At 70.3% G+C, this 21,436-nt stretch carries 18 protein-coding genes and 1 pseudogene; 13 read left to right on the top strand and 6 right to left on the bottom strand.

Features of this window, described 5'->3' with window-relative positions:
• Positions 1-1,523, top strand: a pseudogene (locus AB0J09_RS26690) (hypothetical protein); the annotation flags it as partial.
• A gap of 315 nt (positions 1,524-1,838) precedes the next feature.
• Here the strand turns inward: AB0J09_RS26690 and AB0J09_RS26685 are convergent.
• Positions 1,839-2,051, bottom strand: coding sequence for a DUF2530 domain-containing protein (locus AB0J09_RS26685; protein WP_360696517.1), 213 nt, complete (start codon positions 2,049-2,051; stop codon positions 1,839-1,841).
• Between the two features lie 83 nt (positions 2,052-2,134).
• Between AB0J09_RS26685 and AB0J09_RS26680 the strand changes: the two genes are divergently transcribed.
• From AB0J09_RS26680 to thpR, 4 genes are all read left to right on the top strand, one after another.
• On the top strand, positions 2,135-3,577 hold the full coding sequence (locus AB0J09_RS26680; RefSeq protein WP_360696514.1) for an NCS2 family permease: 1,443 nt from the start codon (positions 2,135-2,137) through the stop codon (positions 3,575-3,577).
• 119 nt (positions 3,578-3,696) lie between these two features.
• Positions 3,697-4,149 (top strand): MarR family transcriptional regulator, encoded by a 453-nt coding sequence (locus AB0J09_RS26675; RefSeq protein WP_360696511.1) that lies wholly within the window; start codon positions 3,697-3,699, stop codon positions 4,147-4,149.
• Positions 4,150-4,172: 23 nt separating this feature from the next.
• The gene (locus AB0J09_RS26670; RefSeq protein ID WP_360696508.1) at positions 4,173-5,399 is read left to right on the top strand and encodes an MFS transporter; all 1,227 of its coding nucleotides are present in this window, start codon (positions 4,173-4,175) and stop codon (positions 5,397-5,399) included.
• Between the two features lie 97 nt (positions 5,400-5,496).
• Positions 5,497-6,054 (top strand): RNA 2',3'-cyclic phosphodiesterase, encoded by a 558-nt coding sequence (thpR, locus tag AB0J09_RS26665; protein ID WP_360696505.1) that lies wholly within the window; start codon positions 5,497-5,499, stop codon positions 6,052-6,054.
• Positions 6,055-6,249: 195 nt separating this feature from the next.
• On the opposite strand, the gene AB0J09_RS26660 is transcribed toward thpR, so the two are convergent.
• The gene (locus AB0J09_RS26660; RefSeq protein ID WP_360696502.1) at positions 6,250-7,218 is read right to left on the bottom strand and encodes an aldo/keto reductase; all 969 of its coding nucleotides are present in this window, start codon (positions 7,216-7,218) and stop codon (positions 6,250-6,252) included.
• 87 nt (positions 7,219-7,305) lie between these two features.
• Here AB0J09_RS26660 and AB0J09_RS26655 point away from each other — a divergent pair, with 87 nt between their 5' ends.
• Entirely contained in the window at positions 7,306-8,592 is a 1,287-nt protein-coding gene (locus AB0J09_RS26655; RefSeq protein ID WP_360696499.1) for an MATE family efflux transporter, read from the top strand.
• A 77-nt stretch (positions 8,593-8,669) separates the two neighbouring features.
• On the top strand, positions 8,670-9,701 hold the full coding sequence (locus AB0J09_RS26650; RefSeq protein ID WP_360696497.1) for a hypothetical protein: 1,032 nt from the start codon (positions 8,670-8,672) through the stop codon (positions 9,699-9,701).
• A 197-nt stretch (positions 9,702-9,898) separates the two neighbouring features.
• Here the strand turns inward: AB0J09_RS26650 and AB0J09_RS26645 are convergent, their stop codons facing one another.
• Positions 9,899-10,264, bottom strand: coding sequence for a hypothetical protein (locus AB0J09_RS26645; RefSeq protein WP_360696494.1), 366 nt, complete (start codon positions 10,262-10,264; stop codon positions 9,899-9,901).
• A gap of 71 nt (positions 10,265-10,335) precedes the next feature.
• Between AB0J09_RS26645 and lhgO the strand changes: the two genes are divergently transcribed.
• The 6 genes from lhgO to AB0J09_RS26615 all read left to right on the top strand — a co-directional run bounded on the left by lhgO (position 10,336) and on the right by AB0J09_RS26615 (position 17,831).
• A complete protein-coding gene (gene lhgO / locus AB0J09_RS26640; protein ID WP_360696491.1) occupies positions 10,336-11,523 on the top strand; it encodes an L-2-hydroxyglutarate oxidase in 1,188 nt (395 codons plus the stop codon).
• 20 nt (positions 11,524-11,543) lie between these two features.
• Positions 11,544-12,236 carry a response regulator transcription factor gene (locus AB0J09_RS26635; RefSeq protein ID WP_349449128.1) on the top strand — a complete coding sequence of 231 codons (693 nt, stop codon included), beginning with the start codon at positions 11,544-11,546 and terminating at the stop codon, positions 12,234-12,236.
• Entirely contained in the window at positions 12,236-13,648 is a 1,413-nt protein-coding gene (locus AB0J09_RS26630; RefSeq protein WP_360696487.1) for a HAMP domain-containing sensor histidine kinase, read from the top strand. Before AB0J09_RS26635 ends, AB0J09_RS26630 begins: the two co-directional genes overlap by 1 nt.
• Before the next feature lie 65 nt (positions 13,649-13,713).
• Positions 13,714-14,370 carry a response regulator transcription factor gene (locus tag AB0J09_RS26625; RefSeq protein ID WP_360696520.1) on the top strand — a complete coding sequence of 219 codons (657 nt, stop codon included), beginning with the start codon at positions 13,714-13,716 and terminating at the stop codon, positions 14,368-14,370.
• 51 nt (positions 14,371-14,421) lie between these two features.
• Complete coding sequence (locus AB0J09_RS26620; protein WP_360696484.1) at positions 14,422-16,137, top strand: ABC transporter; 1,716 nt, start codon at positions 14,422-14,424, stop codon at positions 16,135-16,137.
• A gap of 2 nt (positions 16,138-16,139) precedes the next feature.
• Complete coding sequence (locus AB0J09_RS26615; protein WP_360696481.1) at positions 16,140-17,831, top strand: YfjP family GTPase; 1,692 nt, start codon at positions 16,140-16,142, stop codon at positions 17,829-17,831.
• Between the two features lie 73 nt (positions 17,832-17,904).
• Here AB0J09_RS26615 and AB0J09_RS26610 read toward each other — a convergent pair whose 3' ends face one another.
• From AB0J09_RS26610 to tdh, 3 genes are all read right to left on the bottom strand, one after another.
• On the bottom strand, positions 17,905-18,807 hold the full coding sequence (locus AB0J09_RS26610) for a LysR family transcriptional regulator (protein WP_360696478.1): 903 nt from the start codon (positions 18,805-18,807) through the stop codon (positions 17,905-17,907).
• Between the two features lie 92 nt (positions 18,808-18,899).
• The gene (locus tag AB0J09_RS26605; RefSeq protein ID WP_360696476.1) at positions 18,900-20,069 is read right to left on the bottom strand and encodes a glycine C-acetyltransferase; all 1,170 of its coding nucleotides are present in this window, start codon (positions 20,067-20,069) and stop codon (positions 18,900-18,902) included.
• Positions 20,069-21,169 carry an L-threonine 3-dehydrogenase gene (gene tdh / locus AB0J09_RS26600; RefSeq protein ID WP_360696473.1) on the bottom strand — a complete coding sequence of 367 codons (1,101 nt, stop codon included), beginning with the start codon at positions 21,167-21,169 and terminating at the stop codon, positions 20,069-20,071. Before tdh ends, AB0J09_RS26605 begins: the two co-directional genes overlap by 1 nt.
• Positions 21,170-21,436 lie beyond the last annotated feature (267 nt).

Below are 21,436 nucleotides of genomic sequence, written 5' to 3'. Positions count from 1 at the left end.
CGCTGGGCGCCCTGCCGGTGCCGCTGACCGACGGCCGGCTGGTGCGCGGGCCGCGGGGCACGCTGATCCTCACCGACGGCGGGGCGGAGCTGGACCTCACGCCGCTGGGGCTGCGCATCGTGCACCCCGAGGCGGCCCACCCCACGCTGCTCAGGCTGGGGGCGGCCGAGGCCACGCCACGCACGATCCTCGAAGACCCGCTGACCAAGGCCGCCGTGGCGCAGTCGCTCGACAGCCCCGACCCCGAGCTGGTGGCGCGGGCCGTGCTCTCGCTGGTGGAGGCGTCGGCGCTGGCGCCAGGCGAGGCGCCCTGGCTGGCCGAGCTGGCCCTGCGCGGCGCGGACGGCGAGCTCTACCCGGCCGGGGAGCTCATGCTGGCCGACGGAGCGCTGGCCGGGCTCCTGGAGCCCGACACGCATCTCGGGGTGGCCGCTTCCGAGCTGGAGGAGGAGTACGGCGCGCGGGTGCTGGCCGCGGCGGGCGTGCTCGACGGGTTCGCGATGGTGCACGAGGCCGACGTGCTGCTCGACCACGACGACTGCGACCATGACCTCGACGGCGAGGACGACTGGCTCGACCACGTGCTCGACCTGCTGCCCGAGCTCGGCGTGCCGCCGTTGGTGCCGGAGTTCCTGGCGGTGCGCGACCTGGAGCTCGTGGCTGACTGGCCGGCCGCCCTTGAGCTGCTGGCCCGCCCGCCGCTGCGTGCCGCCCTCCATCCGCTGCGGGTGGCCGGGGTGGAGGTGCCGTCCTATACGGCGTGGTGGCTCGCCAACCACCCGGTGCTGGGCGGGCGCAAGCCGCTGGAGCTGCGGCTCCCCGGGGCCGACCCGCTGCTCCAGGGCCTGTATGAGGACGCGCCCGCTGGGCTCGACGAGGCGGCCCTGTCCATGCTGGGGGTCCGTACGACGTTGCCGGAGCTGCTCGCGTCGCATGGCGGGCCCGAGGAGCTCCTTGACCTGATGGCCGACGACTCCGTCGAGGTGGACCGGGCGCAGCTCCGCGCCCTGTGGATCGCGCTGGCCGCCGTGGAGCCTTCTCGCGTGGCGCCGCCGTCCCGGGTGCGTGCGGTGCTGGCAGGCTCCATCGTGGTGGCCTCCGCGGACGACGCGGTGGTGGTGGAGGCGCCCGACCTGCTGCAGCTCGTGGCCGACCGGCCGCTGGTCCTGGCGCCGTACGATCTGGCGGAGTCCCTGTCGGAGCTGCTCGACCTGCCGCTCGCCGGGGAGCTGACGTCTGGGGAGGTCACCTCGCAGGGGCAGGTGCGTCCGGTGCCTTCCGCGGTGCTGGCCCTGCTGCCTGCGGCGCCGTCCACTTATGTGGAGCACGAGAAGCTGCTGGTGGATGGGGTGGAGTGCAGCTGGCGCTTCTTCGAGGGCGCGGTGCACTGCACGGGGCTCGACGGGCTCGCCCGCGGCCTGGCCTGGGCCACCGGCCAATGGAACGACCGCCTCGCGGTGGCGGCCCTCCTCCGCGACCCGGATTCGGTGCCGCTCCTCCTCGCCGAGTCCGACCTGTCCTGATCCTTTGCGCGGTCCTCGCTTTACGTCTGAGCCCCGTGCCCACCACCATCCTTTACGGCTGCGCACGGTGGGCACCACCCGCCGTCGTGGGTGACCGGCCCTCCAGGGAGACGGTTACCAGCCTCACCGCCGCCCCGCCGCAACGGCGCCCGCTTGACCGGCTTCTTCGGCCCTTCGGTCACCGCGAGCGCCGTGTCGCGGATCGTCAGGCGGCGCAGGTTGTTGATCGGGCAGGGACCTTGCCCTCCAGCAGGTACGCGTCCGCCGTCCGCATGATGCCGCCGATGACCACGATGGGTGCGGAGATGACGAATGTCAGTTCCGGCGTGGCCGGCGTACGAACCAGATGCCGAAGAGCCCGAACCCGACCCCCGTCAGGCAGGTCCAGATCCACCACGTGTTCTCCGGGGCGGGGCGGAAGATCAGCAGGACGACCAGCGCGACGGCCCAGAGCCCGGTGCCCACGGCGATGGCGGCGGTGTCGTTGGTCTTGATCGGCTCCGGATTGGGATGCCACTGCTGCTTCACGTTGTCCAGCCTAGCTTCCAATCGGGTCTCGATCTCATCACTGACTCTTTTCGCAGGTCACCACGACTGTCACTCTTCGCGTCGTGAGTGACACTCGTAATGCAATAGATCGTTTCTTCGCAATCTCCGCAAGAGGCTCAACACTCTCCCGTGAGGTCCGGGGAGGCCTGGCCACGTTCTTCACCATGGCCTACATCGTGGTGCTGAACCCCATCATCATTGCCAACGGCACGGACGTGGAGAACCAGGTCATCGGCGACGGCACGACGCCCAACGTGGCGCTCGTCGCCGCCGGGACGGCTTTCGTGGCAGGCGTGCTGACGATCCTCATGGGCGTCGTCGGCAAGGTGCCCTTCGCGATGGCGGCCGGGCTCGGGCTGAACGCCTTCGTCACCTTCAACATCGCCAAGGTGATGACCTGGGAGGAGGCCATGGGCCTGGTCTTCCTGGAAGGCGTCATCATCGCCATCCTGGTACTGACCGGGCTCAGAACGGCGGTCTTCCACGCCATCCCCGCCCAGCTCAAGACCGCCATCAGCGTCGGCATCGGCCTGTTCATCGCGTTGATCGGCTTCGTGGACGCCGGCTTCGTGCGGCGGGTGCCGGCCGGGCCGCCGCTGGAGATGGGCATCGGGGGCAACCTGACCTCGTGGCCGATCTTCGTGTTCGTGATCGGGCTGCTCGTCACGGCGACGCTGGTCGCGCGGAAGGTAAAGGGCGCCATCCTGATCGGCATCGTCGGCACCACCGTGCTGGCGATCATCGTGGAGGCCCTCACCAAGGCCGGCGCGTTCTCGGCCAAGAACCCGGGCGGCTGGCAGCTGAACGTCCCCACCCTCCCCCAAGAGATCTTCGGCTTCCACAACCCGCTCACGCTGTTCACGGAGTTCGACCCGTTCGGCGCGTTCAGCCGGGTGTCCGTGATCCTGGCCGTGCTGTTCGTCTTCACGCTGCTCATCACGGACTTCTTCGACACGATGGGCACCATCGTGGGCGTCGGCCGCCAGGCGGGTCTGGTGCAGGTGGACGGTACGCTGCCGCGTACCAGGGAGATCCTGCTCGTCGACTCGATCGGCGCGGCGGCCGGCGGCGCGGGCTCCGTCTCCTCCAACACCACCTACATCGAGTCGGCCGCAGGCGTCGGCGAGGGCGCGCGCACCGGTCTGGCCAGCGTGATCACCGGGTTGCTGTTCCTCGTGGCGATCTTCTTCGCGCCGCTCGTCACGGTCGTCCCGTACGAGGCCGCCACGCCCGCGCTGGTCGTCGTAGGCTTCCTGATGATGACCGCGATCCGCGACATCGACTGGAACGACTACGAGATCTCCATCCCGGCGTTCCTCACCATCGTCGTCATCCCGTTCACCTACTCGATCTCCAACGGCATCGGCGCCGGCTTCATCAGCTACGTGCTGATCAAGGCGGTGCGGGGCAAGGCGCGCGAGGTCCACCCGCTGATGTGGGTGGTCACGGCGCTGTTCATCCTGTACTTCGCGATCGGGCCGATCCGAACGCTGTTCGGAGTCTGAGAACGAGGGAAGAAGCCGCCCTGCGCGTGCGGGGCGGCTTCGAGGTACCAAGGAGGCAGGCGGATATTTGATTGGGGAAATATCTTGAGATGCCGTATAGTTAGCGAAGGTAATGACACATGCTAACCAACACCCAGCCCAAGACGGACCTGCGCAGCGACGCAGGCCTGGCTTCAGCCCTGCGCGTGTCAATGGCAAGGCTGACCAGGCGCCTACGACGACAGGCAGCGGCGCACTCGCTGACCCCCACACAGTTCGCGACGCTCGCCGCGGTGGAACGCCATTCCGGGATAACCCCCGGCGAATTGGCCGAGCTCGAGAAGGTACAGCCGCCCTCGATGACTCGCGTGATCGCCGCGCTCGAGGAGCGCGGTCTGGTGTCGCGCGGCCCGCACCCGACCGACCGGCGTCAGGTGACCGTGAACGTGACCGAGGCCGCCCAGAAGTTGCTGAAGGAGGAGCGGCGCCGCAAGGAGGCGTGGCTGACACAGCGACTGAAGGAGCTCACACCGGAGGAGCGGTCGATCCTCAGGCAGGCGGCACCGATCCTGGAGAAGCTCAGCAGGATATAGAGCCCGAAGAACCCAAGACCGGGATGTTCCGGTCTCTCAAGGTTCGTAACTATCGCATGTTCGCAGCCGGGGGCACCGTCTCCAACGTCGGCACCTGGCTGCAGCGCACCGCCCAGGACTGGCTGGTGCTCGATCTGACCCACGGCAGCGCGGCGGCACTCGGAACGGCGACCGCGCTGCAGTTCCTGCCGATGCTGCTGTTCGGGATGTTCGGCGGCGTGCTCGCCGACCGCTACCCCAAGCGGCCCATCCTCGTCGCCGCCCAGTCGCTGATGGCCACGCTGGCCCTCACGATCGGCGTGCTGACCATGACGGGCGCGGCCCAGGTCTGGCACGTGTACGTGATGGCGTTCGTGCTCGGCATGATCTCCTGCGTCGAGGTGCCGACGCGGCAGGCGTTCGTGGTCGAGATGGTCGGCCGGCAGGACCTGCCCAACGCGATCGCGCTGAACAGCTCCATCTTCAACCTCGCCCGCGTGGTCGGCCCGGCGCTGGCCGGTGTGCTGATCTACGTGCTCGGCGGTACGGGGCCCATCTTCCTGATCAACGCGCTGACCTTCGGCGGGGTGATCTCGAGCCTGGTCTTCATGCGGACGTCCGAGCTGAACCCCTCCGCGCCCGTGCCCCGGGCCAAGGGGCAGCTCCGCGAGGGGCTCCGGTACGTGATCCAGCGCGAAGAGCTGCTCATGCCGGTGCTGCTGATCGGGTTCGTGTCGATGTTCTCGCAGTCGTTCTCGATGTCGATCGCGCTGATGGCGCGCGAGGAGTTCGGTGCGGGGGCGTCCTCGTTCGGGCTGGCCTCCAGCATGTTCGCGGTGGGGGCGCTCGGCGGCGCGCTGCTCGCGGCGCGCCGGGCGCGGCTGACACGGAAGGTGCTGATGGCGGGGGCGCTCGGCTTCGGGCTCTTCCAGATCGCCACCGGGCTGGCCCCGTTCTACCCCGTCTACCTGCTGCTGCTGATCCCGACCGGGATCGCGCTGATCACCATCAACACGGCCGCGAACGCCAGCGTCCAGATCGCCACGTCGCCGGACATGCGGGGGCGCGTCATGGGGATCTACATGCTGGTGTTCACCGGCGGGGCTCCCGTGGGCGCGCCGCTGATCGGGTGGCTGTCCGAACTGGGCGGTCCGCGGACGGGCGTGATCCTGTCCGGCGTGCTGGTCCTGGTCGGCACCGGGCTGGCCGTGCTGATGACGCGTCTGATCCGCACCCGGGTCGCCACCAAACCCGCACTCGCCGTCGCCTGAGCCCGGGGGCACTCGCCCCGGGGCTTGAGCCATGTGAGGCTCCGTGCGTGGCCCCTCTCCGGTGAGGCTGGGCGGCGGCGGGGGAGAATCGGGTGGTATGAGGCTCTTTGCAGCGCTGGTGCCGCCCGACGAGGTGCTGGACGAGATCTCGAGCGCCATCGCCCCGCACGTCGGACAGGTGCCGGGGCTGCGCTGGCCCGATCGGGCCACCTGGCACATCACGCTGGGCTTCTTCGGCGAGGTGCCCGAGGGGGTGCTGCCGGAGCTGGAGGAGCGCCTGGCCCGCGCCGTACACCGCTACAGCGTGCTCGACCTGGCCTTCGAGGGCTTCGGCGCCTTCTCGTCCGCACGCCGGGCCAGGGTCTTCTGGGTGGGCGTCACCGGCGACTCCATGTCCAGGCTGGCCGACTCGGTCAAGGCGGGCGCGCGGCGGGCCGGAGCCGTACAGACCGATGAGAAGCGGTTTCACCCGCACCTCACGCTCGCTCGCGCCAAGACGGAGACGGACCTCCGCCCGCTGGTGGAGTCGCTGTCCGGGTTCAGCGGCTCGCCGTGGCGGGCAGAGCACGTCCGTCTCGTCCGCAGTCACACCGGGCCCAAGGTGAGGTACGAGTCACTCGCCGAATGGGCGCTGGCACCCGACGGGCGGGGCTAGGCTCCAGGTCGTGGATCGTCCTCGCCCGTGGCTGCTGCCCGTCGTGCTCGGCCTGCTGCTGCTCATCGTCGTGCTCGGCGCGCTGCTGACCTGACGATGAAAAACCTGCTAAGTGGACTGCCGCTACGGCCTTGACCCGGCGCGACAGTAGGGCGGCGGTCCAACGAGCAGGTTTTTGTCGGGGAGCGCCGCAGGCTACCAGGCGTAGTCCTCCGGGGCCGTCTTGTGGCCGGGGAAGATCTCGTCGAGCCGGGCCAGGGCGGCCTCGTCGAGGTCGATCTCCAGGGTGCGCAGGCTGCCCTCGAGCTGCTCCAGGGTCCGCGGGCCGATGATCGGCGCGGCGACCGCCCGCTGCTTGAGCAGCCAGGCCAGGGCCACGTACGCCGGGTCCTCGCCCAGCTCGTCGCAGAGCTTCTCGTACTGCTCGATCTTGTCGCGGTGCTTCTCGAGCTGCTTGACCATGTGGTCGGCGGCCGAGCGGCCCTTGTCGATCTTGCGCAGCACACCGCCGAGCAGGCCGCCGGCCAGCGGGCTCCACGGGATCACACCGAGCCCGTAGTCCTCGCACGCGGGCAGCACTTCCAGCTCGACCGTGCGGGTGAGCAGGTTGTAGTGGGACTGCTCGCTGATGAGGCCGTTGACGTTACGCCGGGCGGCCGACTCCTGGGCCTTGGCGATGTGCCAGCCGGCGAAGTTGGACGACCCGACGTAGATGATCTTGCCCTGCTGGCGCAGGACGTCCATCGCCTCCCAGAACTCCTCGTACGGGGTGTCCCGGTCGACGTGGTGCGCCTGGTAGATGTCGATGTAGTCGGTCTGCAGGCGCTTCAGCGAGGCGTCGCAGGCCTTGCGGATGTTGAGCGCGGACAGCTTCTGGTCGTTGGGCCAGTCGCTCATCTTGCCGTTGAGCTTGGTCGCGATGACGGTCTTCTCCCGGCGCCCACCGCCCTGGGCGAACCACCGGCCGATGATCTGCTCCGTGATGCCCTCGCCCAGCTTCCATCCGTAGACGTTGGCTGTGTCGAAGAAGTTGATCCCCAGGTCGAGAGCCCTGTCCATGATCGCGAAGGAGTCTTCCTCCGAGGTCTGCGGGCCGAAGTTCATGGTGCCGAGGCAGAGCGGGCTCACCTGGAGGCCGCTGCGTCCGAGGTTGACGTATTCCATGACTCAACCCTAAAGACCTGGAGTGCGCTCCAGGCCATACACTAAGTTCATGATCTCGAATGGAGCGCTGCGGGAAACCCGCGCTTCATGATCGCTTTACTCCGGGCCGCCGTGCCGCTCTTCCTCGCGATGATCGCGGGCACGGTCGGGTCGCTGGTGGTCACCTCGGTGCTCGGCAAGCATGACACCGTCACCCTCGCCGCGTTCGCGGTCGTGACCGCCGTGCTCAATCCGGCCAGCACCGCGGTGGCGGGCGCGCTGCGCGGGCTCGGGCCGTTCATCGCCCCCTACCGGGACGACCCGGCGAGTGCTGTGCCGATCGTGCGGGACGCGCGCTGGCTAAGCCTCACGATCGGCGTGGCCGGCGCGCTCGCCGTGATCTGCGTGCCGCTGCTCGCCGGCGCCACCGGGGTGCCCGGCGAGGTGGTGCGTGAGATGGGCCTGCTGCCGTGTCTCCTCGCGCTGTATCTCCTCGTCTTCGCCTCCACCGGTGGCGCGAGCACCATCCTGATCGGGCTCGGGCGCAGCCGTAACGTGCTCTGGCCGACCCTGGTCTCGGGTGCGACGCTGGGCGTTCTCACCGTCGCGCTCGTGCCGCCGCTGGGGCTGACCGGGGTGGGCCTCGCGTATCTGATCGCGGGCACGGCGGCGGCGGGCGTGGCCACCTTCAACGTGCGGCGCGCGCTGGGGCGGTCCGTCGGGCAGGCCAGGCCCAGGATCGCCGAGATCGTCAACCTGGCCAAGGTGAGCATCCCGCTGGCCGGCACCGTGCTGATCAAGTTCGGCGTGCTCGGGGTCGTCACCTTCGCCGCGAGCACCACGAACACGCGCGACACCGCTGCCCACGCGGTGCTGACCACGCTCACCGGCTTCATCATGCTGGCCTCGCTCTCCGTTGCCCAGGCCTCCGTGCCGGAGGTGGCCCGCGCCTCCGACGCGGCGGAGGCGCGGCGGGCCGCCCGGACCGCGGCCCTGCTCGCCCTGACGGGGTCGCTCGTCGGTGCCGTTCTGCTGCTCGTGTTCGGGGATTGGCTGCTGGGGCTGTTCAGCGACGACGCCGCGGTGCGGGAGCGCGTGCTGGGGCTGCTGCCGCTGATGCTGCTGTCGTCGGTGCTCGACGGGACCCAGGCGGTGCAGGGCATCGGCCTCACCGCCCTCAAGCGGTCCGCGTCGAGCCTGGGCTATTTCGCGATCGGGTACGGGCTGCTGGTCGTGGCCGCCGTACCCGTGGCCAGGACCTGGGGGATCACGGGCCTGTGGATGGCCATGGCGGTGGCCAACGGGCTCCTGGTGGTGCTCCAGGGCACCGGCTTCCACCGCCACAGCGCCAAGGTCGGCTCAGAGGTCAGCAGTAGCACCGCCCTGCCCCGGTGACGTGGGTGGGGCCTCTCCTTTCACCGGCGGACACGAGTGGCGGCGTCGGAAGCCGGCACGTGGGGCATGATGTCCGCGTGGGGGATGTCGTTTTTCGGGCGCTGGGGGCTGTTGTGGCGGCGGCCTGCGTGCTGCTCGCCTTTCCCGCCCAGGCGACGGCGGACGACGGGCAGAAGCAGCTCTTCACTTTCAAGGACCCCCGGATCACGGAGTCGAGCGGCCTGGCCGTCTCGCCGACGCACGACGGCATCTACTACACGCACAACGACAGCTCCGCCGCCCCGACCTTCTATGCCGTGGACGGTAAGGGCCGGACGAGGGCCACCTTCCAGGTACGGGGCGCCCAGGCCAGGGACTGGGAGGCCATGGCCGCGACCAAGGACCCGGCGACAGGGCGGGGCGTGCTCTGGTTCGCCGACATCGGCGACAACCTCGACGGGGCGTGGCCGGACGTCTCCATCTACCGGGTGATGGAGCCGCAGACCCTCGGAGACGCCACGTTGCCCGCGACCCGCTACCGCTTCCGCTACGCCGACGGCGGCCGCAACGCCGAAGGCATCATGATCAACCCTCGGACGGGCCGCCTCTGCGTGGTGTCCAAGGAGTTCGCGGGGTCGGTCTACGCCGCGCCGAAGAAGCTCCGTACCGACAAGACGAACGTCCTGCGCAAGGTGGCCTCCGCCCCTCTCATGGCCACGGACGCCGCCTACGCCTCCGACGGCTCCTCGTACGTCATCCGCACGTACTTCTCGGCCACCCTCTACCGCCCATCGGGCGAGATGATCAGCAGGGTGTCCATGCCGGAGCTGAAGCAGGCGGAGTCGATCGCGTACACAGCCGACGGCAAGGCCCTCCTCACGGGCACGGAGGGCCCCCGCAGCCCGGTCTACCGCGTCCCGCTCCCGGACAACGCCCGCTCGACCACCACTCCCAGCCCCACGTCGTCCACTCCCACGAAGAACACGACCCCCGCCTCACACACGGCCGCCGACTCGGGCCAGGCACGTGCGGCCGGGACGGGCTTCACGGCCAAGAACATCCTGATCTGGCTCGCCGCCGCCGCGACGGCCCTGGGCACCATCAGCTTCATCGCCCGCCGCACCCGCTGACTCCGCCTCCACGAAGACGCGGTGACCAAAGGGGCGAAGAAACCGGTCAAGCGGGCGCCGTTGCGGCGGGGCGGCGGTGAGGCTGGTAACCGTCTCCCTGGAGGGCCGGTCACCCACGACGGGGGGTGGTGCCCACCGTGCACAGCCGTAAAGGATGGTGGTGGGCAGGGGGCGCAGACGTAGAGGTGGGACGGTGCTTAAGAGAGGCGCATGGTGAAAAGGTCGCCTCGGAGGGCGCGTTCGACGACTTCGATGGAGCGGGACAGTCGCACCAGACGTGGCCCCTCCTCCCGGTACGCGTCCAGAACCGCCTCGATGGCGTGCGGCGGCAGGTGCCCCTTGAGGTCGACTGCCGCCCCGCGGTAACCGGCCCGGGCGGCCTCGACGGCGGAGGTGACGTGGTGGCGGGCCATGCTGGCGAGCGCCACCGGATGCCGTCTGAGCACCTCATACGCCCGATAGTCCGGCGGCACCGTGTCGAGGAGCCAGGCCACTGCCGACGTCTCCCAGTCGGGAACGCTGGGCGGACGGACCTCGGCGGGCCACTCTGGCGGGACGTACATGGAGACATCGTACTCATGTTCGATTCGTCCGGATATGGCGGGGACGGCCGGTTAGCCGGAAAATCGTCAATGTGACGGAGAAGATCGGGGTCGTGGGAGCCGGCATCGTCGGCCTGGCTGTGGCGCGCGAACTGGCGAAGGTCAGGGGCGCCGAGGTGACCGTGCTGGAGAAGGAGTCGCGCGTCGGTGCCCACCAGACCGGGCACAACAGCGGGGTCGTCCACGCGGGCATCTACTACCCGCCGGGCTCGCTCAAGGCCAGGCTGTGCCGCGAGGGCGTGGCGCTGCTCAAGGAGTACTGCGCCGCGAACGCGCTGCCGTACGACGAGGTCGGCAAGCTGGTCATCGCGAGCACCCGTGCCGAGCGGCCGCTGCTGAGCGCGCTGGCCGAGCGGGCGCGTGCCAACGGCGTGCCCGGCATCGCCGAGCTCGACGGGCTCGCCCTGCGCGAGATCGAGCCGCACGCGGTCGGCGTCGGCGCGATCCATTCGCCGCACACGGCGATCTGCGACTTCCCTGCCGTCGCCCGCCGCCTCGCGCTTGATGTGGCGGAGATGGGCGGTTCTGTACGTCTTTCGCACCCGGTCAGGGGGATCAGAGAGCGTGCAGGAAAAGTCGAGGTGGTGGCGGCGAGGCGGAAGTTCACCTTCGACCGCCTGGTGGTCTGCGGCGGGCTGGGCACCGACACGGTGGCCGAGATGGCGGGGCATCCGGGTGATGTGCGGATCGTCCCGTTCAGAGGGGAGTTCTACGCGCTCAGAGATGTGGCAAAGGATCTCGTGCGCGGGCTGATCTATCCGGTGCCGGATCCGCGGTACCCGTTCCTCGGGGTGCATCTGACGCGCCAGATCGACGGCGGGGTGCTGGTGGGGCCGAATGCGGTGCTCGCCCTGGCCTACGAGGGGTACAGGTGGCGAAATATCGGTAATGTGAGGCAAATCCTCGGCTGGCCGGGCACGCTCCGCATGGCCAGGGCACACTGGCGCACCGGGCTCAAGGAGGCGTACGGATCGCTCGTCAAGAGTGCGTTCCTCAGCGGAGCCCGCCGCTACGTCCCCGAGCTCAGCGCCGCCGACCTCGTACGGGCCCCCGGCGGCGTCCGCGCCCAGGCCGTCTCCAGGGACGGCCACCTGCTCGACGACTTCGTGGTGGACGTGCACGGCAACATCGTCCTGGTGCGCAACGCGCCCTCGCCCGCGGCCACCTCCAGCCTGGCAATTGCCCGGCATATCGCCGGAATTGTCCCAGCACCCGTCTGATGAGGGCATCCTTGAATGTGATGGAATCACGCCTGCTGATAGTCGAGGACGACCCGAACATCCTCGAGCTCCTCGCCGCGAGCCTCAGGTTCGCGGGTTTCGACGTGACCACCGCGAAGAGCGGCCACGATGCCGTCGCCGCCGTGCAACGGCACCGCCCTGATCTCGTCGTGCTCGACGTGATGCTTCCGGACCTGGACGGGTTCGAGATCGTCAGGCGGCTGCGCGGCGGCGGGCTGCACACGCCCGTGGTGTTCCTCACCGCCCGTGACGAGACCGAGGACAAGATCCGCGGGCTCACGATCGGCGGCGACGACTACGTGACCAAGCCGTTCAGCCTGGAGGAGGTGGTCGCCAGGATCCACGCGGTCCTGCGCCGTACGAGCGGCGACCTCCCGGCGGCCCCGCCGCGGCTGACGTTCGCCGACATCGAGCTGGACGAGGAGAGCCACGAGGTGTGGCGCGGGGGCAACGCGGTGGCGCTGTCGCCGACCGAGTTCAAGCTGCTGCGCTACTTCATGACGAACGCCGGCCGCGTCCTGTCCAAGCCGCAGATCCTCGACCACGTGTGGGACTACGACTTCCGGGGCGAGGTGGGCATCGTCGAGTCGTACGTGTCCGTGCTGCGCCGGAAGATCGACAACCGCAGCCCCCGGCTCATCCACACCCTGCGCGGTGTCGGATACGTGCTACGCCTGCCGCCGAGTCCCTGATGCGCCGCCTGCCGCTGCGGATCAAGCTCATCGCGTCGATGCTGGCACTGCTCGGGTTCGGGCTGACCTTCATCGGTCTGGTGAGCGTCTCGGTACTGCACGGCTACCTCATGGATCGGGTGGACAGCCAGCTCACCCTGCTCAGCGCCCGCATGGTCAAGAAGGTCAAGAGCGACTGGCGGAACAGCAGGGAGACCACCGACCGGCCGATCCTCATCGAGTCCGATGCGATCGCCCTCGTCAAGGAGCCGGGCGGCCAGTTCGTGCCGATGCTGACCGACCGCGACGTGGACGTGAAACCGAAGCCGGTGCTGTCGCCCTCGCCGAACTCGGAGCCGTACACCGCGCGCGCCGTCAGTGGCGACGGCGAGTGGCGAGTGCTGGAGAGCACCGTCCAGCGGCGCACGCTCTTGGTCGCGGTGGACATGGAGGAGGTCGACGCGATCACCAGGCGGCTCATCCTCATCGAGCTCCTGGGCGGTGGCGGCATCCTGCTCCTGCTGGCCGTCGTGGGCGTCACCATCGTGCGGCGGAGCATGCGCCCGCTCGGCCAGATCGAACGCACGGCCGAGGCCATCGCCGACGGAGAGCTGGGCCGCCGGGTGCCGGACGCCGACCCGCGTACCGAGGTCGGACGCCTGGCCAGATCCCTGAACGGGATGCTCGCCCAGATCGAGAGCGCGTTCGCGGCGAGGTCGGCGTCCGAGACGGCGGCCCGCCGCTCCGAGGACCGCATGCGCCAGTTCGTCGGCGACGCCTCGCACGAGCTGCGCACCCCCCTGACCTCGATCCGTGGATTCGCCGAGTACGCCAGGCAGAACCCCAGCGCCGACCCCGCCGAGCTGATGCAGCGCGTGGAGAAGGCCGCGGGCCGGATGAGCCTGCTGGTGGACGACCTGCTGCTGCTGGCCAGGGTGGACCAGCAGCGGCCGCTCAAGATGCGCCCGGTGGACATGCTGGCCCTGGCCGCGGACGCCGTGCAGGACGCCAGGATCCTCGCGCCCGACCGGATCATCAAGCTGGACGTGGTCGGCGGCGCGGCCCTGATCGTCTCGGGCGACGAGGTACGCCTGCGCCAGGTCATCAGCAACCTCGTCAGCAACGCGATCATCCACACCGAGCCCGGCTCGCCGATCATCGTCCGGGCCGGAGCGGGCGCGGAGAAGTTCTTCTTCGAAGTGGTCGACCAAGGCCCGGGGCTCACCCCCGAACAGGTCGAGCACGTCTTCGAGCGCTTCTACCGCGCCGACTCCGCCAGGTCGCGCCGCCGTTCCGGTGAGGACAGGGGCAGCGGGCTCGGCCTGGCCATCGTGCAGGCACTCGTCCACGCGCACGGCGGCACGGTGACGCTGGACAGCTCGCTGGAAGGCGGCTCCACCTTCCGGGTGGAACTCCCACTCGCCTTGGAGTGAGCCTTCAGCTAACCCTCAGGTGGCTGAGTCAGTCTGGAGAGGTGACGAAACCCGAGGCGCTGATCATGGTGGTGGACGACGAGCCCAGCATCAGGGATCTGCTGTCCGCCAGCCTGCGCTTCTCCGGGTTCGAGGTGCTGACCGCCGCCGACGGGCAGGAGGCCGTGGAGGTGGCCGATCGGGCCTCGCCCGATCTCGTGGTGCTCGACGTGATGCTGCCGGATCTGGACGGGTTCGAGGTGGCCAAGCGGATCGACGCCCCCGTGCTGTTCCTGACCGCCCGCGGCGACACCGAGGACAAGATCGCGGGGCTGCGGGTCGGCGACGACTACGTCACCAAGCCGTTCAGCCTGGAGGAGGTGCAGGCCAGGATCCGGGCGGTCCTGCGGCGCACGCGCGGGGAGGGCGCGCCAGCCAGCAAGCTCAAGGTGGCCGACCTGGAGCTGGACGAGGACGCCCGCGAGGTGTGGCGGGCCGGCCGGCAGGTACGCCTGTCGCCGACGGAGTTCAAGCTGCTGCACTACTTCATGGTCAACGCGGGCCGCGTCCTGTCGAAGGCGCAGATCCTCGACCACGTGTGGAACTACGACTTCGGCGGCGACGCCGGCGTCGTCGAGTCGTACGTCTCCTACCTCAGGCGCAAGGTGGACGACGTCGAGCCGCGGCTCATCCACACCCTCCGCAGCGTCGGCTACGTGCTGAGGGAGCCACCAGCGGGCTGATCGCGCCGCGGTGGTCCGCTGAACGCGGCCCACCCTGGGTAGCTTGAGCTTATGGACCTGCTGGCAGCGTTGGAGGCGCTGCGTCGGCCGCTGGATCGCGAGCTGTTCCCGCTGGCGGTCGGCGAGGCGGCGAGTGACCGGCGCGCGCTGCGCGAGCTCGCCGGACAGCTCGACGACTACCTGCTGCCCCGGCTGCGCGCCCTCGACGCGCCGCTGCTGGCCGTCGTCGGCGGGTCCACGGGGGCGGGCAAGTCCACGCTGGTCAACTCGCTGGTCGGGGCCGACGTGACCGAGCCCGGCGTGCTGCGCCCCACCACGCTGGTGCCCACGCTCGTGGTCAGCCCGGCCGACCGCGCCTGGTTCATGGGCCAGAACGTGCTGCCCGGCCTGTCCCGCGCCACGGGCACCGGGCCCGGGGCGCTGCGGGTGGTCACATCGGAGGCTCTGGGCGCCGGTCTCGCGCTGCTCGACGCGCCCGACATCGACTCCGTGGTGGTCGCCAACCGGCAGCTCGCCGCCCAACTGCTGGCCGCCGCCGATCTGTGGCTGTTCGTCACGACCGCCGCCCGGTACGCGGACGAGGTGCCGTGGAGCTTCCTGCGCTCCGCCCGCGAACGCAGCACCGCCCTGGCACTCGTACTCGATCGGGTGCCCCCTGACGCGGCCGGGCCCGTCTCTCGCGACCTCTCCCGCCTCCTCGCCGAGAACGGCCTCGAAGGCACCCTGCTGTTCATCGTCCCTGAGACCGCGATCCCCTCCGAGAGGGCCAGGCTGCCCTCGGACACCGTGCGACCCATCTCCTCCTGGCTCACCGGGCTGGCCGCCGACGCCGCGGAGAGATCCCGCGTCGTACGCCAGACGCTGTCGGGAGCGCTCGACAGCCTGTCCACTCGGGTCCCCGCGCTGGCCGAGGCCGTCGAACGCCAGCAGGGCGCCTTCGAGGGCCTGCGGTCCATCGTGGCGGGCGCCTACGCGGGCGGGATGGCCGACTTCGACGCGGGCATGCGTGACGGGTCGCTGCTGCGAGGCGAGGTGCTGGCCCGTTGGCAGGACTTCATCGGCACCGGCGACCTCATGCGCACCCTGGAGAGCCGGGTCGGCTGGCTGCGCGACAGGATCGTCGGCTTCTTCACGGGGCGGGTGCCGGAGCTCCAGCTCAGGGACGCCTTGGAGAGCGGGGTTGAGGCGCTCATCAGGGGTGCCGCCGATGGGGCCGCCGAGCGTGCCCTGGAAGGCTGGTCCGCCGCGCCCGGCGGCCCCGGCCTGCTGGAACGGCTCGGGCCCATGGAGTCCGCCCGCCTCGGCCGCGCCTCGCCCGACCTGGGCAAGCGCTCTGAGGCGGCGGTCCGCGGGTGGCAGGAGTACGTCCTGGACCTCGTACGGGAGGAGGGCGCCGAGCGGCGGACGGCCGCCCGCGTGGCGTCGTTCGGGGTGAACGGGGCTGGGCTGCTGCTCATGCTGGGCGCGTTCGCCTCGACGGGCGGGCTGACCGGGATCGAGGTCGGCATCGCGGGCGGGACGAGCCTGCTGTCGCAGAAACTGCTCGAGGCCGTCTTCGGGGACCAGGCGGTCCGCACGTTGACCGTGGCGGCGCGGGCGGATCTGCGGGATCGGGTGCGGATCCTGCTGGATGAGGAGTCGTACCGGTTCACGGCCCAGCTGGAGGCGGTGGAGCCGCCCAGCGGGACGGCGAACGCGCTGCGGGCGGCGGCTGAGCGCATCCACATCCACCGCGCGGAGCTCCCTGCCTCCGCCGAAGGGGAGTGACGATGAAGCTGCTGCGCCGCAAGGAAGGCCCGTCCCTCGACTCCCGGCTGGCGGCCCTGCTCGAGGCGGCCTCGCTGGCCGAGGGGCGGCTGGGCGAGGAACTGGTCTCCAGCGCATGCGCGGTCGCGGAACGCGCCGGGGCTCGCCGTACCCTCTCGATCGACCACACGGTGGCCGCGCTCGCGGGGGCGACGGGCAGCGGCAAGTCGTCGCTCTACAACGCCCTGGCCGGAGAGGACCTGGCGGCGGTGGGTGTCGTACGGCCCACCACCTCGACCGCCCAGGCAGCGCTGTGGGACGGCGAGGGCTCCGGCCCGCTGCTGGACTGGCTGGACATCCCCCAGCGCCACTCCGCCACCCCCGTCCCCGACTTGTCCGGACTTATCCTCCTGGACTTGCCCGACCACGACTCCATCCAGCTCTCCCACCGCCTGGAGGTGGACCGCCTGGTGGAGCTGGTGGACCTGCTGGTCTGGGTGGTGGACCCGCAGAAGTACGCCGACGCCGCCCTCCACGAGCGCTACCTCCGCCCGCTGGGCGCCCATCGGGACGTGATGCTGGTGGTGCTCAATCAGACGGACCGCCTCCCTGAGCACGCGGTGGACCGCTGCCTGGGAGACCTGCGCCGTCTCCTGGACGAGGACGGCCTGACAGGCGTCCCCGCACTCGCCGTCTCCGCCCGGACCGGGGCCGGTCTGGCGGAGCTCCGAGCACTCCTCGCCGACCGCGTCGCACATCGAAACTCCTGGTCCACTCGTCTGGCCGCGGACATCACCACCGCCGCCACCCACCTGGCAGGACAGGTGACGGACGGCGGCGCGGCGAGCCGGGCGGTGGAGGGCGGCGCGAGGCGGACGGCGGGGATGGATCGAGCGCTCACGGAGGCGCTTTATGAGGCGGCCGGGGTGCCGCTGGTCGTGGAGGCCGTCGCCAAGGGGCACCGGCACCGTGCGGTCGTCGCCACCGGATGGCCCGTCACCCGCTGGATCCGGAAACTCAGGCCCGACCCGCTCCGCAGACTGCGCATCGGCACCACCGCCTCGGCAGACAGGCGACCGGGCGGGGCGCCGAACGGGCCGGCCGGTCGGTCGCCGCGGGCCGAGATCGTCGGTCGTACCTCCGTGCCCGCGGCCTCGGCCGTGCAGAAGGCGAAAGTCGAGACGGCGATCAGGGACGTCGGTGAGGCAGCCGCGGCAGGACTGTCCGGCCTGTGGGCGGCGGCGGTGCGGCAGGCGGCGCGGTCCCGCTCCCAGGAGCTGGCCGACACGGTGGACAGGGCGGTGGCCACGACGTCCGTCCGCGCCACCAGGCGCCCCAGGTGGTGGCGGGTCGTGAACGGCCTGCAGTGGCTGGTGTTCGCGGCCATGCTGGCGGGTGCCCTGTGGCTGGGCGTGCTGTTCGCGATGGACTACCTGCGCCTGCCCCAGCCGCCGCTCCCGACCCTGGGCGCGGTGCCGTGGCCGACGGTGTTGCTGCTGGGCGGGGCACTCGCGGGCGTGCTGATCGCGTTGTTGTCGCGGCTGGCCGCGTGGGCGGGCGGAAGGAGAAGGGCCAGGCGTACGGCCAGAGCCCTGCGTACGGCCATCGGCCAGGTGGGCGACGAGCTCGTGCTGGCTTCCGTAAGAGCGGAGCTCGACCGGTACGCCCGCTTCACCGAGGCACTCAACCTGGCCCGAGCCCTGGACCGCCCGTGAGGGGCCGCGCCGGAGCAGCACGGCCGCCATCACCGTCGCCCCTCGGGAACGTCGTCGGGTAAGCCGAGACGTTTCACTCGGTCCCGAGTGAGCCGGCGATCGTGCGCAGCGACGACAGGAGCGGGCGCAGGAGGGGATGGGCGTCGGCGCCGCGGCGTATGGCGGCGAAGACGCGGCGCTCGGGCCCCGGCGTCTGGCGGACCACGACCCCCGCCAGCGCCATGTCACGCAGGGCCAGCCGCGGCACGAGAGCCACCCCCGCCCCTGCCCCGACCAGGGCGACCACGGCGCGGAAGTCGTCGGAGCAGTGCGCGAGGTTCGGCGTGAAACCCGCCTGCCGGCACGCGAACGTGATCACGTCGTGCACCGGGTTGCCCGGATACGGCCCGATCCAGGTCTCGGAGGCGAGCGAGGTCAGGGTCGCCGACTTGGCCAGGGGGTGCTCGTGGGGAAGCACCAGGTCGAACGGCTCGGCGTACAGCGGCAGACGCGACAGCCGCCGGTCGGCCGCGTCGGGGGCGCCCCGGTACTCGACCGTGATGGCCAGGTCGGCCTCGCCGTCCAGCAGCATGGCCAGGCTGTGGTCGCCCTCGGCGTCCAGCACGCGTACGTGCACGCCGGGAGAGGCGGAACGCAGGACGGCGATGGCAGGGGAGAGCACCGCGCTGATCGCGGTGGCGAAGCAGGCCACCGTGACCTCGCCCGCCTCGCCCGTGGTGTACGCGGCCACCTCGGCCTCGGCGCGTTCGAGCTGGGCGAGGACCTCGTTGGCGTGGCCGACCATGATCTTGCCGACGGCGGTGAGGTGCACGCCGCGCCCGTCACGGGTGAACAGCCGGTGGCCCACCTCGTGCTCCAGGGCGACGAGCTGCTGGGACACCGCCGACGGGGTGAGGTGCAGCGCGGCCGCCGCGGCGGTGACCGTGCCGTGGTCGGCCACCGCCCGCAGCGTGCGCAACCGCCGCGTGTCTATCACGCGGTGAGCATACTCATTGCGGGCATGAGCATTTGCCCTGAGAGCAGCCGTTCGCGTAGCGCCGAGCGCGGGTCCGGCAACCTGCGGCCGCGTCAGCCCCGTGCCTGGATGAAGGCCTGGACCGCGCGGTCGACGTCCTCCGGCGAGTGGGCGGCGGACAGCTGGACGCGGATCCTGGCCTGGCCGTGCGGCACGACGGGGAACGAGAAGCCGATGACGTAGATGCCCAGGTCGAGCAGTCGTTCGGCCATGGCCGCGGCCTCGGCGGCGTCACCGATCATGACGGGCACGATCGGATGGTCGCCGGGCAGGATGTCGAACCCGGCCTTGGTCATCTCGCTGCGGAACCGCGCGGTGTTGGAGCGGAGCTGCTCACGGGCCTCGTTCGAGGTCTCCAGCAGGTCGAGGATGCGCAGCGACGCCGAGGCGATGACGGGGGCGAGCGAGTTGGAGAACAGGTACGGGCGCGAGCGCTGGCGCAGCAGCTCGCAGATCTCCTTGCGGGCCGAGACGTAGCCGCCGCTGGCCCCGCCGAGCGCCTTGCCCAGCGTGCCGGTGATGATGTCGATCCGGTCGGTGACGCCGTGCAGCTCGGGCGTGCCGCGGCCGGTGGGCCCGACGAAGCCCACGGCGTGGGAGTCGTCGACCATCACCATGGCGTCGTACCGCTCGGCCAGGTCGCAGATGTCCCGCAACGGCGCGAGATATCCGTCCATGGAGAACACGCCGTCGGTCACGATCAGCCGCCGCCGCGCCTCCGACGCCTCCTTCAGCCTGGACTCCAGCTCGGCCATGTCGCGGTTGGCGTAACGGAAGCGCTGGGCCTTGGAGAGCCTGATGCCGTCGATGATGCTGGCGTGGTTGAGCGCGTCGGAGATCACCGCGTCCTGGGAGTCGAGCAGGGTCTCGAAGACGCCGCCGTTCGCGTCGAAGCACGAGCTGTAGAGGACGGTGTCCTCCATGCCGAGGAAGTCCGACAGGCGCGTTTCGAGCTCCTTGTGCACCTCCTGGGTGCCGCAGATGAACCGTACGGACGCCATGCCGAACCCCCACCGGTCCAGCGCCTCCTTCGCGGCCTCGATCACGGTGGGGTTGTCGGCGAGGCCGAGGTAGTTGTTGGCGCAGAAGTTCAGGACCTCGCGCCCGGCCACGCCCACCGACGAGCTCTGCGGGGTGCTGATCACGCGCTCGGGCTTGAGCAGCCCGGCCTCGGTGATCTCTTCGAGAGTCTCACGCAGCTGCTGGCGCACGTTGGCGAACATCAGGCACTCCTGTTCATGGTCGCGGCCGCTTCGGCCTCCGTTGGCTCGTCCCTCGCTCTCTCCGGCCGAGCTCCTCCGCTCCAGTCAAGAATGACCTTGCCCGTCCGGCCGCTGGCGGCCGTGTCGAAGGCGGCGTCGAAGTCTTGGTACGGGAACCTGTCGGTGATCACAGGGGAGAGGTCGAGACCCTTTTCCAGCAGGACGGACATGTTGTACCAGGTCTCGTACATCTCCCGGCCGTACACGCCCTTGATCGTGATCATGGACGTCACGACGGTCGCCCAGTCGATCGCGAACTCCTCCGAGGGCAGCCCGAGCATGGCGATCTTCCCGCCGTGGGTCATGTTCGCGATCATGTCGCGCATGGCCCGCGGGTTGCCGGACATCTCCAGCCCCACGTCGAAGCCCTCGCGCATGTGGAGCTGACGCATGCCGTCGGCGATCGACGACCTGGAGACGTTCAGGGCGAGGGAGACGCCGAGCTTGCCGGCCAGGTCGAGGCGCTCGTCGCTGACGTCGGTGATCATCACGTTGCGCGCGCCCACGTGCGTGGCCACGGCCGCGGCCATCAGCCCGATCGGGCCCGCCCCGGTGATCAGCACATCCTCGCCGACCAGGGGAAACGACAGGGCCGTGTGTACGGCGTTCCCGAACGGGTCGAAGATGGCCGCCACGTCGGGGTGGACCGGGACCCGGTGCACCCAGACGTTGGAGGCGGGCAGCGTGACGTATTCGGCGAAGGCGCCGTTCCTGTTGACTCCGAGGCCGACCGTGTTGCGGCACAGGTGCCTGCGGCCCGCCATGCAGTTGCGGCACTTGCCGCACACGATGTGGCCCTCGCCGCTGACGAGGTCGCCGACGGAGACGTCCTCGACGCCCGGCGCCACCTCGACCACGTGGCCGGAGAACTCGTGCCCGACGATCAGGGGAAGCCGCAGGGTGTGCCGCGCCCAATCATCAAATTTCCGGATATGAAGGTCGGTGCCGCAGATGCCGGTCCGCAGGACCCGGATCTTCACCTCTCCGGGGCCCACCTCGGGCTCCGGCACGTCCACAAGCCAGAGGCCGGCCTCGGCCTTCTCCTTGACCAGCGCTTTCATGGCTGCATTCCCCCTAGTCCGAACCTAACGCACTGTGCCCGCTCACCTCCGAGCATGTCCATCGAGGGATTCTTAAGTGCCCCCACAGCTCTGCTTCACGCTGCGGCAAAGCCAGGCATAATTAGGCAACCATCTTGGACTAAATGACAGGAGCCCCGTGGTGCGGCAGCAGAGCGGCGACGCCTCCCTTCTGCGCAGGCTCAACTCGGCGGCGATCCTGCGCATCCTGCGCGAGTCCCAGGTCGCGACGCTGTCCGAGCTCGGAAG

This window comes from Nonomuraea sp. NPDC049784, from assembly GCF_040659615.1.
GTDB lineage: Bacteria > Actinomycetota > Actinomycetes > Streptosporangiales > Streptosporangiaceae > Nonomuraea.
The sequence above is the reverse complement of the archived record's forward strand: the minus strand, read 5'-3'. Positions and strand labels throughout refer to the sequence as shown.